This window comes from Chimaeribacter californicus (assembly GCF_002858675.1).
GTDB classification, from domain to species: domain Bacteria; phylum Pseudomonadota; class Gammaproteobacteria; order Enterobacterales; family Enterobacteriaceae; genus Chimaeribacter; species Chimaeribacter californicus.
Genome location: NZ_PJZF01000001.1, coordinates 107417 through 126214 on the forward strand (window position 1 = coordinate 107417; position 18798 = coordinate 126214).

Annotated in this window: 14 protein-coding genes; 4 read left to right on the forward strand and 10 right to left on the reverse strand. The window is 58.4% G+C overall.

The features are described from left to right. Positions 1-48: 48 nt before the first annotated feature. The 4 genes from CYR55_RS00420 to pncB all read right to left on the reverse strand — a co-directional run bounded on the left by CYR55_RS00420 (position 49) and on the right by pncB (position 5724). Entirely contained in the window at positions 49-1239 is a 1191-nt protein-coding gene (locus tag CYR55_RS00420; protein WP_101814655.1) for an amino acid aminotransferase, read from the reverse strand. A 226-nt stretch (positions 1240-1465) separates the two neighbouring features. After that, the gene (gene ompF, locus CYR55_RS00425) at positions 1466-2590 is read right to left on the reverse strand and encodes a porin OmpF (protein ID WP_101814210.1); all 1125 of its coding nucleotides are present in this window, start codon (positions 2588-2590) and stop codon (positions 1466-1468) included. Between the two features lie 301 nt (positions 2591-2891). After that, positions 2892-4292, reverse strand: a complete 1401-nt coding sequence (asnS, locus tag CYR55_RS00430) for an asparagine--tRNA ligase (RefSeq protein ID WP_101814211.1) — start codon at positions 4290-4292, stop codon at positions 2892-2894. 226 nt (positions 4293-4518) lie between these two features. Further along, positions 4519-5724 carry a nicotinate phosphoribosyltransferase gene (gene pncB / locus CYR55_RS00435; protein ID WP_101814212.1) on the reverse strand — a complete coding sequence of 402 codons (1206 nt, stop codon included), beginning with the start codon at positions 5722-5724 and terminating at the stop codon, positions 4519-4521. A gap of 510 nt (positions 5725-6234) precedes the next feature. On the opposite strand from pncB, the gene pepN reads away from it, so the two are divergent. After that, positions 6235-8865: an aminopeptidase N gene (pepN, locus tag CYR55_RS00440; protein ID WP_101814213.1), complete on the forward strand. Its 2631-nt coding sequence runs from the start codon at positions 6235-6237 to the stop codon at positions 8863-8865. Between the two features lie 73 nt (positions 8866-8938). Here pepN and ssuB read toward each other — a convergent pair whose 3' ends face one another. From ssuB to ssuE, 5 genes are read right to left on the reverse strand one after another with little or no spacing between them, the layout of a single operon-like run. Then, the gene (gene ssuB / locus CYR55_RS00445) at positions 8939-9715 is read right to left on the reverse strand and encodes an aliphatic sulfonates ABC transporter ATP-binding protein (RefSeq protein WP_101814214.1); all 777 of its coding nucleotides are present in this window, start codon (positions 9713-9715) and stop codon (positions 8939-8941) included. After that, positions 9712-10509, reverse strand: a complete 798-nt coding sequence (gene ssuC / locus CYR55_RS00450) for an aliphatic sulfonate ABC transporter permease SsuC (protein ID WP_101814215.1) — start codon at positions 10507-10509, stop codon at positions 9712-9714. The genes ssuB and ssuC overlap by 4 nt, the downstream gene beginning before the upstream one ends. Positions 10510-10519: 10 nt before the next feature. Then, the gene (gene ssuD, locus CYR55_RS00455; RefSeq protein ID WP_101814216.1) at positions 10520-11671 is read right to left on the reverse strand and encodes an FMNH2-dependent alkanesulfonate monooxygenase; all 1152 of its coding nucleotides are present in this window, start codon (positions 11669-11671) and stop codon (positions 10520-10522) included. A gap of 57 nt (positions 11672-11728) precedes the next feature. Continuing rightward, positions 11729-12691, reverse strand: a complete 963-nt coding sequence (locus CYR55_RS00460; RefSeq protein ID WP_101814217.1) for a sulfonate ABC transporter substrate-binding protein — start codon at positions 12689-12691, stop codon at positions 11729-11731. A gap of 23 nt (positions 12692-12714) precedes the next feature. Then, positions 12715-13290, reverse strand: a complete 576-nt coding sequence (gene ssuE / locus CYR55_RS00465; RefSeq protein ID WP_101814218.1) for an NADPH-dependent FMN reductase — start codon at positions 13288-13290, stop codon at positions 12715-12717. Positions 13291-13581: 291 nt separating this feature from the next. On the opposite strand from ssuE, the gene pyrD reads away from it, so the two are divergent. Together pyrD and CYR55_RS00475 are read left to right on the forward strand one after the other, a co-directional pair. After that, positions 13582-14592, forward strand: a complete 1011-nt coding sequence (pyrD, locus tag CYR55_RS00470) for a quinone-dependent dihydroorotate dehydrogenase (protein WP_101814219.1) — start codon at positions 13582-13584, stop codon at positions 14590-14592. Between the two features lie 228 nt (positions 14593-14820). Next, a complete protein-coding gene (locus tag CYR55_RS00475) occupies positions 14821-15369 on the forward strand; it encodes a cell division protein ZapC (RefSeq protein ID WP_101814220.1) in 549 nt (182 codons plus the stop codon). 103 nt (positions 15370-15472) lie between these two features. Here the strand turns inward: CYR55_RS00475 and CYR55_RS00480 are convergent, their stop codons facing one another. Continuing rightward, the gene (locus CYR55_RS00480) at positions 15473-16576 is read right to left on the reverse strand and encodes a YcbX family protein (RefSeq protein WP_101814221.1); all 1104 of its coding nucleotides are present in this window, start codon (positions 16574-16576) and stop codon (positions 15473-15475) included. A gap of 101 nt (positions 16577-16677) precedes the next feature. Between CYR55_RS00480 and rlmKL the strand changes: the two genes are divergently transcribed. After that, positions 16678-18798: a bifunctional 23S rRNA (guanine(2069)-N(7))-methyltransferase RlmK/23S rRNA (guanine(2445)-N(2))-methyltransferase RlmL gene (rlmKL, locus tag CYR55_RS00485; RefSeq protein WP_101814222.1), complete on the forward strand. Its 2121-nt coding sequence runs from the start codon at positions 16678-16680 to the stop codon at positions 18796-18798.

Genomic DNA, 18798 nt, shown 5'->3' on the forward strand with positions numbered 1-18798 from the left:
AGCATTGCAGCTGGCTTTTTTGTGCCTGGGGTTCAGAGGGTTTGTGGCTCAGAGTACCGCGACAATCGCCTCACACAGCGGCGCCATGTTGTCCGGCGTCATGCCGGCAACGTTGACCCGGCCGGAGTTCACCGCATAAACACCAAATTCATCACGCAGGCGCAGCACCTGATCTTTGGTCAGGCCGCTGAAGGAGAACATACCGTTCTGCTTGATGATAAAGCTGAAATCCTGTTGGGCACCTTTTTCCTGCAACGTATTCACAAACAGCTGGCGCATACGCTGAATGCGCTGACGCATATCAGTCAACTCCTGCTCCCAAAGTGCACGCAGGGCATCGTTGCCGAGAATCGTCGCAACCACGGCTGCGCCATGGGCCGGCGGGTTGGAGTAGTTGGCACGCACCGTGGCTTTGATCTGGCTGAACGCCCGGTCGGCATTCTCTGCATCTGCCGCCACCAGCGTAAAGGCACCGACGCGCTCATTGTACAGGCCAAAGTTTTTCGAGTAGGAGCTGGCAACAATCAGTTCAGCGTGTTGAGCCGCAAAAATCCGCAGGCCCTGGGCATCTTCTTCCAGCCCGTTGGCAAAGCCCTGATAGGCAAAGTCAAACAGCGGCAGCCAGCCTTTTTCACGGGAAAGGTCAGCCAGTTGTTGCCACTGTTCCGTCGTGGGGTCAATCCCGGTCGGGTTGTGGCAGCAGCCGTGGAACAACACCACATCACCGGCTTGCGCTGCCTCAAGGCTGGCCAGCATGCCGTCAAAGTTCAGCGTATGGTTTTCTGCGTCGTAGTAATCGTAATTCACCACCTCCAGCCCGGCAGAACCAAACACATTGTTGTGATTTGGCCAGGTCGGGTTACTGATCCAGACCCGTTTCGCCGTGGTCTGGGTTGCCAGAAAATCAGCCGCCACGCGCAGGGCACCGGTGCCGCCCGGCGTCTGCGCCGTACGGGCGCGGCGATCGGTGATAATCGCGCTGTCGCTGCCGAACAGCAGGGCCTGAGTGCAACTGGCAAACGCCGGGATGCCCTCAATGCTCAGGTAATTTTTGGTGGTCTCATTTTCCAGCAGATAGTGCTCGGCCTTTTTCACACTGGTCAGCACCGGGGTTTGGCCGGTTTCATCTTTATAGACGCCGATCCCCAGGTTAATTTTGGTCAGACGGTCATCAGCACGAAACAGATCGCCCAGTCCCAAAATCGGGTCGGCCGGGGCAGCGGTGATTTTCTCAAACATGTCAGAAATATCCATGGCTTGGTGATAAGCGGGCAGAAGCTTCAGGTTAACGCCATGTTTCCGCTTTGCCAACCGTTTGCGGCAAAAAGAACGCGATTTGTGAAGGCGGTGAGACAAGTGCCGGGAAGGGCGGAAAAACAGCAGGGATAACGGGGAATGGAAAAAGAAAAGGCAGGGCCGGAGCCCTGCCTTCAGCACACCTGACGCAAGTCAGGCGACAGTACGATTAGAACTGGTAAACCAGACCAACAGCCACGGTGTCGTCGTTGTTGATGCCCAGTGCGTTATCGTCATCCAGCTGGTTGATTTTGTAATCAACGTAGGTGGACATATTTTTGTTGAAGTAGTAGGTCGCGCCCACATCGAAGTATTTGATCAGGTCAACGTCGCCGATGCCTTCGATGTCTTTACCTTTGGACTGTACGTACGCCAGGGACGGACGCAGACCGAAGTCGAACTGGTATTGTGCAACCAGTTCAAAGTTTTGCGCTTTGTTAGCGAAGCCATAAACGTTGATGCCATCAATAGCGCCACTAACTGGGGTTGCGTTACGAGTTTCACCATACATTGCTGCCAGGTAAACGTTATTAGCATCATATTTCAGCGCGGTCGCCCAGCTCTGTGCTTTGTCACCACTACCAATAACAGTGTCCGGAACGGTATGGGTCGGATCTGGGTTATCATAAGTTGCTGAGTTTTGTGCGTTAGTACGGTCTGATTCACCGTAAGTTCCTACAATGCCTACACCGATTTCGCTGGTGTAAGAGGTAGAAACGGCCCAGCCGTCACCGTTGGCACGACGGATGTCATCACGGTCGTTTTTGCCCTGGTACTGCACAGCGAAGTCCCAGCCATCAACCAGGCCGAAGAAGTTATGGTTACGGTAGGTAGCCACGCCGGTAGAACGGCCGCTCAGGAAGCCATCGGAATAACCAGAGTCACCGCCGAATTCCGGCAGCATGTCGGTCCAGGCCAGTGCATCGTAAATCAGGCCATAGTTACGGCCGTAGTCGAAGGAGCCGTAGTCACCAAATTTCAGACCGGCAAAGCCCAGGCGGGTTTTGTTGCCGTCTTGTGCGTCAGAACCTTCAGAGTTGTTCGCCTGAACGTTGTATTCCCACTGGCCGAAACCGGTCAGTTGGTCAGTAATCTGAGTTTCACCTTTGAAGCCGAAACGAACATAAGTCTGATCGCCATCAGAACCGTCGTCATCAGAGAAGTAATGCAGGCCAACTGCTTTGCCGTACAGATCCAGCTTGTTGCCATCTTTGTTGTAGATTTCGGCGGCGTTTGCTGCACCAGCAGCCAACAGAGCCGGGATAACCACTGCAAGAATGTTGCGCTTCATCATTATATTACCCTCATTGGTGTTATTCGGACACCTTGCCACTGCCGCCAATAATTCAGGGAACTATTGTTGAGAGTATGGTGTCTTCCTGTGTCTGCACGCAGTGTTCCATTGGCGATGCGGTTAATCTACCGCGAAAATGCTACCAAAGGCCTAATGAGGTTTCAGAAGGAAACTAATTATTACAAAATGTAAAAATTAGGGAACTTTGTGACCGGGATCTAAGTTTGTAAAAATGTAAAAGGCCAGCATTGCTGGCCTCTGATTTGTAACAAAATTGTCTTAATTGTACAGATTCTGATAGTCAGAAGCTGGCATTGCGAGGGGTACGCGGGAAGGGGATGACGTCACGGACGTTCTGTACGCCAGTCACATAGGCGATTAACCGTTCGAATCCGAGACCAAAACCAGAGTGCGGCACGGTGCCGTAACGGCGCAGATCGCGGTACCACCAATAATCTTCTTTGTTCAGGCCCATCTCTTCCAGACGCTGATCCAGCACGTCCAGGCGCTCTTCACGCTGGGAGCCGCCAATGATCTCACCAATACCCGGCGCGAGGACGTCCATCGCCGCCACAGTTTTTCCGTCTTCATTCATGCGCATATAGAAAGCTTTGATGTCTTTCGGGTAGTTTTTCACGACCACCGGCGCTTTAAAGTGTTTTTCTGCCAGATAGCGCTCATGTTCTGAAGAGAGATCGATACCCCAACTCACGGCATTCTCAAACGTCTGACCCGATTTGATCAGAATCTCAATCGCATCAGTGTAATCTACCTGGGCAAAATCAGAGCTGACAAAACGTTCAAGCCGGGCAATGGCATCTTTATCCACACGCTCGGCGAAAAACGCCAGATCATCTGCGCGTTCATCCAACACGGCCTGAAACACATATTTCAGCATTTTTTCAGCCAGACCTGCTACGTCGTCCAGGGTGGCAAACGCCACTTCAGGTTCAATCATCCAGAATTCTGCCAGGTGGCGGCTGGTGTTGGAGTTCTCTGCCCGGAAGGTCGGGCCAAAGGTATAGACTTTGGACAGGGCGCATGCGTAGGTTTCACCGTTCAACTGGCCCGAAACGGTCAAAAAGGCCTCTTTCCCAAAGAAATCTTCACTGAAATCAACCTGGCCCTGATCGTCACGCGGCAAGTTTTCCAGGTCCAGCGTGGAGACGCGGAACATCTCCCCGGCACCTTCCGTATCAGACGCAGTGATCAACGGCGTAGAGACCCAGAAATAGCCATTTTCATGGAAGAAACGGTGAATCGCCTGTGCCAGAGTGTGGCGTACGCGGGCCACCGCGCCAATCAGGTTGGTACGCGGGCGCAGGTGTGCCACTTCACGCAGGTATTCGATGCTGTGGCGTTTGGCCGCCATCGGATAGGTATCCGGATCATCGACCCAGCCCACCACGTTTACTGCCGTAGCCTGCAATTCAAAGCTCTGCCCTTCACCTGGTGAGGCCACCACGGTGCCGGTAATCTCCACCGAGCAACCGGTCGTCAGGCGCAGCACATCAGTCTGGTAATTGGACAGAGAATTATTTACGACGGCCTGTAATGGATTAAAGCAGGAGCCGTCATAAACGGCGAGGAAGGAGATGCCGGCTTTAGAATCTCTCCGGGTACGCACCCAACCGCGTACGGTGACTTCACTGTCAACCGCAGCACGGCCTTGCAGTACGTCGACTACAGGCACAACGCTCATAGATTTCTCTCTTTAATAAGGGTTAATTCAGAATTGCGGAACCCACCCACAGGCGGGTTTTGCTATGTTACTTACCGCGTCGCAGGACACAAGCAGAAATCACGGGCGCAGGGCAACATTTCTCAACGGTGTCAGGGGAATTCATAGAGACAATGAATAGGGCAGGGAAGGTATATAAAGGAGGGGAATTTGCACCGGCCGCAAAGCCGGTGCAATAAGGCCGCCGTTAACTGGCTTTTTTCACCAGGGGTAAATCGAATGCTTTACGCAGCGCTTTAACAAACGCCGGGTCTTCACAAATGGTTTTACCGGGGCTGTCAGAGAGTTTCGCGACCGGCTTGCCGTTACATTCCACCAGTTTGATCACAATATTCAGCGGCTTGACGCCGGGAATATCACAGGTCAGCCGGGTGCCGATGCCGAACACCAGATTGATGCGGCGGTCAAAATGGCGGTAGAGCGCCAGCGCTTTATCCAGGTCCAGGTTATCGGAGAAGACCAGCGTTTTGCTCATTGGGTCAATATCGAGCTTTTCATAATGGGCAATGGCTTTCTCACCCCATTCCAGCGGATCGCCGGAGTCATGGCGCAGCCCCTGATAACGCCCGGCAAAGCCCGGCCCAAAGTCACGCAGGAAGGCATCCATGGTGATGCAATCCGTCAGGGCGATGCCCAACTGAGCCGGGTACTCATCCAGCCACGCCTGCAAAGCGGCACGCTGGCTGTTGGCCAGCACCGGTGAGATCTGCTGGTGTGCCTGGAACCACTCATGGGCCTGGGTGCCGACCGGAGCCAGATCGAGCCGGCGCGCCAGATCGTAGTTACTGGTACCGACCAGATAAGGAAAATCGCTTTTCAGGGTGGTGACAATCGCTTGCTGCACCGCCTGCGAGAAACGGCGGCGGGTGCCGAAATCCATCAGCCGGAAGCGGGACAGGTCTGTTTCGCCGGCCAGCGCCCTGAACCGTTCCAGCTTGCCGCGCAACTGGCTGACAGCCTGTTCCGGCGTGGCATCCGGCGAGCGGTGGCGGTGCACCACTTCGCTTATCACCGCCAGCAGCGGGACTTCCCACATCACCACTTCCCGCCAAGGCCCGCTGATGCGGATCTCCAGCATGCCCCGGCGGTTGGTGACCTGCACCTGTTGCGGGTTGAAGCGGAATGCTTTCAGCCAGTCCAGATAATCCTTGCGGAAAAACGGCAGCGCGGCGAGGAAACGGTACTCCTCGTCGGTCAGGGCCAGTTCGCTCATCAGGGTGATTTGCGCCTGGATCTCGTCACGGTATTCACCGAGCAGCTCATCGCCGCGGCAGCGGAATTCCGCTGCGACGGTAATGTCATGATACCGGTGGTAGACAGCCTGCTGCATATGCAATTTATAGGCATCAGTGTCCAGTATTGACGTCAAAATCGGGGAAGCGTAGTGAGTCATAGCGCGTTACAGCATCCTCGTTAGGAGCATTTCCACAGTCGGAATAATCAGCAAAGAGCGTGAAGTATACCTTGATTATCCGGTTATTGAAGTCTCATCACACCATAAAAGGCGCGGGGAGGTCGAGAGGTAAACGTGCCGTCAACCCTGTTAATGTGTTTTAAATGTTAATAAAATGAGATGACAATGAAATTAAATTGTGATTACAAACCGGCAACCCGTCCGGTTTTGCCGTCACAGCCGCTTACTTATTGGGAATGCAGCCCCTTTCCGCGCCTCAGGTTCTCACCCTGTGCACCTGCTTGCTCCCGAAAAAACACAGGCGCAGAAGAACTGCGCACAAAAGGCTCACAAGCCGCTTACAAACTAGGATTTTATATCGGCTGTGATAAAGTCGGACAAAAGGCATTTCCGGCCACCCGCCCTGCAGGAAAAGCAAGAAGGGTGGCAGCGGCGCGCAAGCCTAATACACTTAGTTAACCTCCATCATCCGGACGTCAAAGGGCTTCTATGACACAGGTCTCTACCACAACACAGCCGCAGGCTAAATACCGGCACGACTACCGTGCCTCGGACTACACCATTACCGATATCGACCTGAATTTTGAGCTCGACGCCGACACCACCACCGTGACCGCCATCAGCCAGGTAAAACGCCTGGGCGCGGCAGGTGCGCCGCTGGTGCTGAATGGGGAAGACCTGACGCTCCTTAGCGTCACCGTAGACGGGCAGCCGTGGCCGCATTATCACCAGCAATCCCATACGCTGGTGCTGGATCAACTGCCGGATAGCTTTACCCTGACCATCATCAACCAGATCCACCCGGCCAAAAACAGCGCGCTGGAAGGGTTATATCTCTCCGGTGAGGCGCTCTGCACACAGTGCGAGGCCGAAGGTTTCCGCCATATCACCTATTATCTTGACCGCCCGGACGTGCTGGCACGTTTCACCACCCGTATCGTGGCCGACAAAACGCGTTACCCGTTCCTGCTCTCCAACGGTAACCGGCTGGAGCAGGGTGACCTCGGTGACGGCCGCCACTGGGTCCGCTGGGAAGATCCCTTCCCGAAACCCTGCTACCTGTTTGCGCTGGTGGCGGGTGAATTTGATGTGCTGCGTGACACCTTCACCACCCGCTCCGGCCGCGAGGTCGCGCTGGAGCTGTACGTGGACCGCGGCAACCTGGACCGCGCCGACTGGGCGATGACCTCGCTGAAGCAGTCGATGAAATGGGACGAAACCCGCTTTGGCCTGGAGTATGACCTCGACATCTATATGATTGTGGCGGTGGATTTCTTCAACATGGGCGCGATGGAGAACAAAGGCCTTAACGTCTTTAACTCCAAATATGTGCTGGCGAAGGCGGAAACCGCTACCGACACCGACTACCTGAACATTGAGCGGGTCATCGGCCACGAATATTTCCATAACTGGACCGGCAACCGCGTCACCTGCCGTGACTGGTTCCAGCTCAGCCTTAAAGAGGGGCTGACGGTATTCCGTGACCAGGAGTTCAGCGCCGATCTCGGCTCCCGCCCGGTCAACCGCATCGCCAACGTGCGCCTGATGCGCAGCGCGCAGTTTGCAGAAGACGCCAGCCCGATGGCGCACCCGATCCGCCCGGACAAGGTGATCGAGATGAACAACTTCTACACCCTGACGGTGTATGAGAAGGGCGCGGAAGTGATCCGGATGATGCACACCCTGCTGGGTGAGGCGCAGTTCCAGGCCGGGATGCAGCTCTACTTCGAACGCCATGACGGCAGCGCCGCCACCTGCGATGATTTCGTGCAGGCGATGGAAGATGCCTCTAACGTTGACCTGTCGCTGTTCCGCCGCTGGTACAGCCAGTCCGGCACGCCGGTGCTGACGGTGCGTGATGAGTTCAGCACCGAGCTTCAGCAATATCGCCTGCATGTCAGCCAGACCACACCGCCGACGGCGGACAAGCAGGAGAAGTTGCCGCTGCACATTCCGCTGGATATTGAGCTCTACGATCAGGAGGGCAATGTCATCCCGCTGGTACGTGACGGCAACCCGGTGCATTCGGTGCTGAACGTGACAGAAGCCGAGCAGACCTTTGTGTTTGACGGTATTACCCTGCCGCCGGTGCCGTCGCTGCTGCGCCAGTTCTCCGCGCCGGTGAAACTGGATTACCCCTACAGCGACCAGCAGCTCACCTTCCTGATGCAGCACGCGACCGATCCGTTCTCCCGCTGGGATGCGGCGCAGAGCCTGCTGGCGCTCTATATCCGCCTGAACGTTGCGCGCCACCAGCAGAAACAGCCGCTGTCGCTGCCGCTGCACGTGGCGGATGCCTTCCGCGGTATTCTGCTGGATGAGACGCTGGAACCGGCCCTTATCGCGCAGATCCTGTCGCTGCCGACGGAAAATGAGATGGCGGAACTGTTCGCCACCATCGATCCGGAGGCGATCCACGCCGTCCACTCCGCGATTGTCGGTTGCCTGGCCACGGAAATGGCGGATGAATGGCTGGCGGTCTACTACGCCAACCTGACGCCGGAATACCGGGTAGAGCATGCCGACATCGGCAAGCGCAGCCTGCGCAACCTCTGCCTCAGCTATCTGGCCTTCGGCGATCCGGAACGTGCTGACCAGCTAGTGGCGAAGCAGTATCACGCTGCCGATAACATGACCGATGCACTGGCGGCCTTGTCGGCGGCGGTCACGGCCCAGTTACCATGCCGGACGGCGCTGCTGACGGCGTTTGATGAGCGCTGGCATCAGGATGGCCTGGTAATGGACAAATGGTTTATCCTGCAGGCAACCAGCCCGGCGGAGAATGTGCTGGAGAAAGTGCGCAGCCTGCTGAACCATCGCTCTTTCAGCCTGGGCAACCCGAACCGCGTGCGGTCGCTGATTGGGGCGTTCGCCTCCGGCAACCCAGCAGCGTTCCATGCAGCAGACGGCAGCGGCTACCGCTTCCTGACGGAAATTCTCACGGATCTCAACACCCGCAACCCGCAGGTGGCGTCCCGTCTGGTGGAGCCGTTGATCCGCCTGCAACGCTATGATGAGTCACGTCAGGTGCAGATGCGTGCGGCACTCGAGCAGCTCAAAAGCCTGCCGAACCTGTCCGGCGATCTGTATGAGAAGATCAGCAAAGCGCTGGATGCCTGATCCCACGGCGTAAGCCATAAAAAAGGCGCGGGCCATGAGGCACCGCGCCTTTTTTTATCCCGGAAAAGCGTGCTCAGGCGTAGCCGCGCGACGGTACCGGTTGCAGGGTGGGGGCAGGCGTCAGGATGCGATCCAGCACCTGGCTTTCCAGCTCGGCCAGCCGTACCGACCCGCGACGGCGTGGGCGCGGCACGTCCACCGTGATGTCCAGGCCGACCCGGCCCTCTTCAATCAGTAATACCCGATCGGCCAGCGCCACTGCCTCGCTGACATCATGGGTCACCAGCAACACGGTGAAACCGTGCGTCAGCCAGAGTGATTCAATCAGCCCCTGCATCTCAATGCGCGTCAGGGCATCCAGCGCCCCCAGCGGCTCATCCAGCAGCAGCAGCCGTGGGCGGTGGATCAGCGCGCGCGCCAGCGCCACCCGCTGTTTCTGCCCGCCGGACAAGGCAGAAGGCCATTCACCGGCGCGTTCCGCCAGCCCGACCGCCGCCAGCGCTTCCTGCGCCGCCGGCCGCCAGTTGCCCTTCAGGCCCAGCCCGACGTTATCAATCACGCGCTTCCACGGCAGCAGGCGTGCCTCCTGAAACATCAGGCGCGTATCCTCCTGCACACTGGCCAACGGCGCATTACCGCTCAGCAGCGCGCCCTCGCTGGCATGCTCCAGCCCGGCCAGCAGACGCAGCAGGGTACTTTTACCGCAGCCGCTGCGGCCTACCACTGCCACAAACTGGCCGGGAACAATGCGCAGGTCAATATCATGCAGTACCGTGCGGGCACCATAACGTTTGCTGATGTGGTTCAGCGTCAGCGGCGTGCCCTGCGGGATACGGGTTGGCGTACTCATGCGTTGCCTCCTTGGGAGGTCAGTTGATAGGCGGGGTGCCAGCGCAGCCAGACGCGCTCCAGCAGTTGCGCGCTGAAGTCAGCCAGCTTGCCGAGAATGGCGTACAGCACAATGGCGACCACCACGATGTCGGTTTGCAGGAACTCACGGGCGTTCATCGCCAGGTAGCCGATACCGGCATTGGCGGAGATGGTTTCTGCCACAATCAGCGTCAGCCACATAAAGCCGAGCGCAAACCGCACGCCGACCATAATGGAGGGCAGGGCGCCGGGCAGCACCACCTGCACAAACAGCGGCAACCCGGAGAGGCCATAGCTGCGCGCCATTTCCAGCAGGCCGCGGTCAATATTGCGGATGCCGTGGTAGGTGTTCAGGTAGATGGGGAACAGCGTACCGAGCGCCACCAGGAAAATTTTGGCGGATTCGTCAATGCCGAACCATAAGATCACCAGCGGGATCAGCGCCAGATGCGGAATGTTGCGCAACATCTGTAATGAGCTGTCCAGCAGCCGCTCCCCCCAGTGGGACAACCCGGTGATAAAGCCCAGCAGCAGGCCGATGCTGCCGCCGATGGCGAACCCAATCCCGGCGCGCCAACTGCTGATCGCCAGATGGTGCCAGAGTTCGCCGCTGGCACTCAGCGACCAGAAGGCGGTCACTACTGCGCTCGGGGCCGGCAGAATACGGTTGGAGAGCCAGCCGGTCTCCACCGCCAGTTGCCAGACGACAATCAACAGCACCGGCACGGCCCAGGGGGCGAGACGGTATAACCCACGTTTGGCAAAGTGATGCATGGTGCGTTCCTCAGCTCTGTGACGCAGTGGTCTGGTAGAAGTCATTGGCAATCACCTCGGATTGCGGCCGGATCACCCGCAGGTTGCCGGGGGCCGCATCGGCAGTGGCCAGATCGAGGTGCGGGAACAGCAATTCGCCCACCCGGTACGCCTCTTCCAGATGCGGGTAGCCGGAGAGCACAAAGGTATCGATACCCAAATCGGCATACTCCTGCATCCGTGCCGCCACCGTCGGGCCATCGCCCACCAGCGCGGTACCGGCCCCGCCGCGCACCAGCCCGACCCCGGCCCACAGGTTGGGGCTGATCTCCAGGTTATCTTTTTTGCCGCCGTGCAAGGCCGCCATCCGCTGCTGGCCGACGGAGTCAAACCGGGCGAACGACTGCTGGGCGCGGGCGATGGTTTCGTCGTCCAGATTGGCGATCAGCCGGTCCGCGGCGCGCCACGCCTCGTCCGTGGTTTCACGCACAATCACATGCAGCCGGATGCCGAAACGTACCTGGCGCCCTTTGGCCGCCGCTTTGGCGCGTACCTGCTCAATCTTCTCTTTCACTTGCGCCGGGGGCTCGCCCCAGGTCAGGTAAAGCTCAACCTGTTCGGCGGCCAGATCCTGCGCGGCATCGGACGAGCCGCCAAAATAGAGCGGCGGGCGCGGCTGCTGTACCGGCGGCAGCATCAGACGTGCCTCCTTTACCTGAATATGTTTGCCGTTGAACGTCACGGTTTCGCCTTCCAGCACCCGGCGCCAGATGTGGGTAAACTCCGCCGAGGCTTCGTAACGTTCTTCGTGGTCGAGGAACAGCCCTTCACCGGCCAGCTCATCCGGGTCACCGCCGGTCACCAGATTAAACAGGGCGCGCCCGTTGGAAAGCCTGTCCAGCGTGGCAGCCTGCCGCGCCGCCAGCGTCGGGGAGATAATGCCGGGGCGCAGCGCCACCAGGAATTTCAGCCGTTGCGTGACCGGAATCATCGACGCCGCCACCAGCCAGGAGTCCTCACAGGAACGGCCGGTCGGGATCAGCACCCCACCAAACCCCAGGCGGTCCACCGCCTGGGCAATCTGTTGCAGGTAAGCGTGATCGACGGTGCGTGCACCCTCATTGGTGCCGAGGTAGTGACCGTCGCCGTGGGTCGGTAAAAACCAGAAAACGTTAAGGCTCATGGTGTTTGCTCCTTGTACGGCCCGGCGAGCTCCGCGCCGGGCGGGGTAGTGAACGGGTCAGGGCGCTGCGTGCCAGATACGGCTGGCGATATCCAGCTTTTTCGGCAGCAGGTGATTCTCATAAAACAGATCGGCAGTGTTCTGCTGGGCCTGTTCGGTGCGTTTGTCCACCGGTTCAATCACGGTGACCGGGCGGTGATCCAGATAAGTGGCGATTACCGGCTCCGGCAGCCCCATCGCGGTAGCCAGCAGCGTAATGCTCTGGGCGCGGTCGGTGCGGGTCAGGGCATCGGCAGCGGTCAGCTGGCTCAGCACGTCACGGATAAATGCCGGATGCGCCTCGGCATAGCTGCGCGCAGCCAGGTAGAAGGAGCCGGTCTGGTTCAGCGTGGTGCCGTCTTTCAGTACCCGCACGCCGCCCTGAAGCTGTGCGGCGGAGTAGTACGGGTCCCAGATCGCCCAGGCATCGACGTTATGCTGCGCGAAAGCCGCGCGCGCATCGGCCGGGGTCAGGTAGACCGGGGTGATATCTTTGAACGTCAGCCCGGCTTGTTGCAGTGCGCGTAACAACAGGTTGTGCGAGCTGGAGCCTTTCTGGAACGCCACTTTGCGCCCTTTCAGGTCAGCCACGCTCTGAATCGGGCTGTTGGCCGCCACCAGAATCACTTCCGCTTTGGGTTTGGGCGGTTCCTGCCCGACGTACAGCAGATCGGCCCCGGCTGCCTGCGCAAACAGCGGCGGCAAATCACCGGTGCTGCCCATATCGATGCTGCCGACATTCAGTGCTTCCAGCATCTGCGGCCCGGCCGGAAATTCAATCCAGCTGATATGCGTCTGCGGGTAGCGCTTTTCCAGCATCTGATGGGTTTTGGCCAGCACCAGACTGACAGAGCCTTTCTGATACCCGATGCGGAACTGCGCCGGGTCTTGTGCAGCCTGCGCGGTCAGGCTCAGCCCGCCCAGCAGGGTAAACAGGGCGAGGGTGCGGCCCCAGCGACGAAACAGCGACATCGTTGTCATCTTCTGCTCTCCTTATTTACGGTTCAGGCAATATGCCGCAGCAGGTCGGCCCCTGCGGCCCGCAGCGGCGCACGGCGGTCCAGCGCCTGATAGAAACTCTCCAGTGCCTCCTCCAGCCGCAGCGCCAGCGCCGGGGTCAGGAGGGGCTGTGGCTGGGCTTTCATGTCAATCTGGCTGTCATCTGCAAACACGCCGTGCAGCACTTCCTGGGCTTTCAGGGCGGCCAGCACCGGTTTCAGGGCGTAGTCCACCGCCAGCATATGGGCGAGGGAGCCGCCGGTGGCCAGCGGCAACACCACCTTATGATCCAGCGCGCGCTCCGGCAGCAGGTCAAGCAGGGTTTTCAGCGCGCCGGAGTAAGCCGCTTTATACACCGGCGTTGCCACCAGCAGGCCATCGGCCCCGGCCAGTTCGGCGGTCAGCGCCTTGATCTGGGGGCTGTTGAAATTGGCGTAGAGTAAATCTTCAGCGTCAAAATCATGCAGGTTATAGGCGGTGATGGTGACACCACGTTGTTGCAGCCACTGTTCGCTGCGGTGCAGCAGCGCAGATGAACGGGAAGGTTGTCGCGGGCTGCCTGCCAGAGATATAACGTGCATACTTACTCCTTATAACTAAAAAGAATAGTTGGGGCGTTTTTCCTAACCAAGTGTTAACACGCTATCAGCCGAGGCTTATTTCTTAAAATCTCTTTTTCTGCTTTCCTTTTCTGAAAAGGGAATAACAACCGGCCGGTCAGCCGGGGAAAAAGAGGATGGGGCAAAAGGGCGGCGCGGCGCGGGGGAAAACGATTGCGGAAAGGGCGTTTTTTTGTGGTGGATCATTTCCCTTTTGTGGGGCATTCGCGGATAATACGCCCCCGGTTTGCCACCGGGAACTCAGGAGATTTCATGTATTATCCCCTCGTCAGAAAAGCGCTTTTCCAGCTCGACCCAGAACACGCACACGAATTGACCTTCCGCCAGCTTCGCCGCCTTTCCGGCTCGCCGTTTGAATTCCTTATCCGCCAGTCACTGCCTGCCAAACCGGTCAGCTGCATGGGCCTCTCGTTTAAAAACCCGCTGGGCCTGGCGGCCGGGCTGGATAAAGACGGGGAGTGCATTGACGCCTTTGGGGCGATGGGGTTTGGCTTTGTCGAGGTCGGCACCGTGACGCCGCGCCCGCAGGCGGGCAATGATAAGCCGCGGCTATTCCGGGTAGTGGAGGCAGAAGGGTTAATCAACCGCATGGGGTTCAATAACCGCGGGGTGGATAATCTGGTCGAAAACGTTAAAAAATCGCGTTTTGGCGGCATCCTCGGCATCAATATCGGCAAGAATAAAGACACGCCGGTGGAAAACGGCAAGGATGATTACCTGCTCTGCATGGAGAAAGTCTACCCTCATGCCGGCTATATAGCGGTTAATATCTCATCACCCAATACGCCGGGATTGCGTTCATTGCAGTATGGCGACGCGCTGGATGAATTGCTCGCCGCCATCAAGAATAAGCAGGCACAATTACAGCAACAGCATCACAAATATGTGCCGGTAGCGGTGAAAATTGCGCCAGATTTGTCAGAAGAAGAGCTGGTACAAATTGCCGATAGCCTGGTTCGCCATAATATCGACGGTGTGATTGCCACCAATACCACGCTGGATCGCAAACTGGTGCACGGCCTCAATTATTGCGAACAGGCGGGCGGCCTGAGCGGCCGTCCGGTACAGTTGCGCAGCACGGAAGTGATTCGCCGTTTGTCGCTGGAATTACAGGGGCGGTTGCCGATTATTGGCGTGGGCGGCATTGATTCCCTCACTGCCGCACGGGAAAAAATGCAGGCTGGTGCGTCACTGATTCAACTCTATTCCGGCTTTATTTATCACGGGCCGAGGCTGATAAAAGATATTATTAACGCAATTTGATATTTTTTAACCAACATGCCGGGCCGGGGGGTTTATTTCTCCTCCCGGCTCGACTATATTTTGTCCACTGCCGGGGTTATAGGCGCGGGATGACAGCGTGTTACCAGACTAAATAATATGTTCAGCGATCCTCACCGGCATCATTTATTAGCATACCGTCAGCAGCGACACTTTTACGGCGGTCTTGTTGGGGTTTTTGGAAATTAACAGGCGTAAAGGGGTAACCCGATGAGAATCAAACCTGACGACAATTGGCGTTGGTATTTTGACGCCGATCACGATCGGCTGATGTTGGATTTGGCAAACGGCATGATATTCCGCTCGCGCTTTCCCGCCAAAATGTTAACGCCGGATGCGTTCGGCGAGTCTGCCTTTTCGGTGGAAGATGCAGCGCTCTATTTTGATTATGAAGAGCAGTGCCGCAAAATTAAGCTTAAATCCGAGCTGCGCGCTGAACTGGTATTAAATGCGCTGGTGGCATTTCGTTACCTGAAGCCGCTGATGCCGAAAAGCTGGCACTTTACCCAGCAGGCGCGCGCGCTGGCACCGAAAACCGGTGACGTGGTGGCGGTGAACGTCACCGAGAGCGGTGACCGGGCGCAGTTGCTGGTGGTGGAGTCCGGCGACAATGCCAGCCTTTGCCTGCTGGCGCAGAATCAGCTGACGCTGGCCGGGCGCACCATGCAGTGCGGTGACGCGATAAAAATCATGCATGACCGGATGATGCCGGTCGCAGAAGAGCTGGACCTGGCCGCACTGTACGATCAGGCCGTTTAGCCTTTCAGGATTAACAACAGTCGGCGCTTAAACGGCCGGCTCTCAAAACAGCGCACCCATGGGCGCGCCGCCTTTCTGACCCTCTTTTTCCGGCCCGCACGGGCTAGCTCAGGGTGACATCCCCCAGCGGTATGCAGCTGCAACTCAGCAGCGTGCCGTCAGTGCCCAGGGCATCCTGCACCAGCGGGGCCACCTTTCCCTTCTCCAGCGTCAGGCGGCAACTGCCGCACAGCCCGGCCCGGCATGAGTAGGGAATGCGGAACCCCTGCTGCTCCAGCTGATCCAGTAACACCTCTTTTTTATTGCCGCTGAAACGCTGGCCCTGATAGGTAATATCAACACGCTGTTCAGACGGCGCCGGGGGCGCAACCGCCACGCTGACCTTGCCGGCGGTATAGGCGCGCGGCGTGCGGGTGGAGAGGATCTCTACCGCATCGCCTGCCCGGATAATGCCGCTGTTGCGCGCCATCAGGTTCATGCCGAAATCGACGTCGCCGTTGTCCGCCGTGCGGAAGGATTGCAGCGTTTTCAGCGGCTCACCGCCCGGGTGCTTCACCCCGCGCTCGGTGCTGACGGTGGTCAGCACGCAGCGGCTGCAAGGTTTCACCGCGTCAAACACCACGCTGCCGACCCGCAGCGCGGCCCAGCTGTCTTCGGCAAAGGCAGTGGCCCCGGCCACCACCAGGTTGGGCCGGAACTGCTCGAGTTTGATTCCGGCCGGGCAGCGCCGGCGCAGTTCCTCCAGTGATGCCTCATTAATCAGCAGGAACGGATAGCCATCCGCAAAGGTCAAAGGGGTATCGGGCGCGGCTTTGACACGGCGGCTCAGGGTCGGCCCCAGCCAGCGTAACTGCACCTCGCGCGCCAGGTAACCGCTCAGCCAGTGATTGATGGCATCAGGGGCGATACGGGCGGTAAAATGATTACCCCAGACTTCGGTCGGGCTCTCTGTGTCACTGAATTCCCCGTAACGGATAACGGCGCTGCTGCCGTCCGGCGCGGTGATGTACAGGCCATCCGGCAGCAGCGCCGGGGTGAACTGCACCATCTGCGGCAATTGCCGGGCGGTAATAAAGGTGCCGTCCGGCGTGGTCAGCATAAACGCCCGGTCAAAGGCCAGCCCGGCGCGCTCGGCCAGGCCCTGCGAAAGTTGCAGGCCACGCATCGATTTCACCGGATGAATGAAAAGTTTGGAGAGGGTAATCACTGCTGACTCCTTGCCGGCATAAATGAGAGTCAGCAACTTTATGACAAGCGGGTGGGATTAGCTATAATGCGCAACAATTTTCTATTTGGTGATAAGTCGATATGAACTCTCTGTTTGCCAGCACGGCGCGTGGTCTGGAAGAACTGTTAAAAAGCGAACTGGAAGCGCTGGGCGCCCACGCCTGTAAAGTGGTACAGGGTGGGGTACATTTTCAGGGCGACGATCGTCTTTTGTACCAAAGCCTGCTGTGGAGCCGCCTGGCGTCCCGCATTTTGCTGCCGCTGAATGAATTCAAGGTACACAGCGATCTGGACCTCTACCTCGGCGTAATGGCGATTGACTGGCCTTCGGTGTTTGGCGTCGACAAAACCTTTGCCGTACATTTCAGCGGCCTGAATGATGAGATCCGTAACAGCCAGTACGGCGCGCTGAAGGTCAAGGATGCCATCGTTGACAGCTTCACCCGCAAAATTGACCAGCGGCCGAACGTGGCGAAACAGCAACCGGACATCCGCGTCAATGTGTTCCTGCAACGTGACACCGCCAGCGTGGCGCTGGATCTGAGCGGCGACGGCCTGCACCAGCGTGGTTACCGTGACCTGACCGGTGCGGCCCCGCTGAAAGAGAACCTGGCGGCGGCGATTGTGATGCGCTCCGGCTGGGCAGCCGGAACACCGCTGCTCGACCCGATGTGCGGTTCCGGTACGCTGCTGATTGAGGGTGCGATGATCGCCTCCGACCGTGCACCCGGCCTGCATCGCCAGTATTGGGGCTTTACCGCCTGGAACGGCTTCAATGCTGACCTGTGGCGCGAAGTCACCACTGAGGCACAGGTGCGCGCGCGCCGCGGCCTGCAGGAGACCACCTCCCGCTTCTTCGGCTCGGACATCGACCGCCGCGTGATTGAGATGGCGCGCGCCAACGCCCGTCGTGCCGGGGTGGCGGAGCTGATCACCTTTAACAGTAATGATGTCAGCAAGCTGGTCAACCCGCTGCCGGAAGGCCCGCGCGGTACCGTGATCAGTAACCCGCCGTATGGTGAGCGCCTGGAGAGTGAACCGGCGCTGATTGCCCTGCATAACCTGCTTGGCCGCATCATGAAAACCCAGTTCGGCGGCTGGCAGCTGTCGCTGTTCAGCGCCTCGCCGGAGCTGCTGAGCTGCCTGCAACTGCGGGCAGAGCGTCAGTTCAAAGCGAAAAACGGCCCGCTGGAGTGCGTACAGAAAAACTACCAGCTGGCGGAAAATCCGGAGGGTGTCACCGGCGGCCAGATCGCCGAGGATTTCGCCAACCGCCTGCGCAAAAACCTGCGTAAGCTGGAGAAGTGGGCCAAACAGCAGGGCATTGAGTGTTACCGCCTGTATGACGCCGACCTGCCGGAATATAACGTCGCCGTGGACCGCTACGGCAGCAAAGTGGTGGTGCAGGAGTATGCGCCGCCGAAAACCATTGATGCGCAGAAAGCACGTCAGCGCCTGTTTGATGTGATCAACGCCACGCTGTCGGTGCTGGATCTGCCGTCCAATCAACTGGTGCTGAAGACCCGCGAGCGGCAGAAAGGCAAAAACCAGTATGAAAAACTGGCGCAGAAAGGCGAGTTCCTGCTGGTGCAGGAGTTTGACGCCAAACTGTGGGTCAACCTCACGGACTACCTCGACACCGGCCTGTTCCTCGACCACCGCATTGCCCGCCGGATGCTGGGCGAAATGAGCAAAGGCAAAGATTTCCTGAACCTGTTCGCCTACACCGGCACCGCCAGCGTACACGCCGGGCTGGGCGGGGCGCGCAGCACCACCACCGTGGATATGTCCCGGACGTATCTGGAGTGGGCGGAGAAAAACCTGCGGGTCAACGGCCTGACCGGCCGCCAGCACCGCCTGATCCAGGCGGATTGCCTCTCCTGGCTGAGTGAGGCCAATGAGCAGTTCGACGTGATTTTCATCGATCCGCCGACCTTCTCCAACTCCAAGCGCATGGCTGACTCCTTCGACGTGCAGCGTGACCACCTGGCGCTGATGAAGCACCTGACCCGTCTGCTGCGCCGCAACGGCACCATCATGTTCTCCAACAACAAACGCGGCTTCCAGATGGACATGGCCGGTCTGGCCGAACTCGGGCTGGTGGCGAAAGAGATCACCGCCCAGACCCAGTCCCAGGATTTTGCCCGTAACCGTCAGATTCACAACTGCTGGCTGCTCACCCGCGCCGGCGAGGAAAAGTAA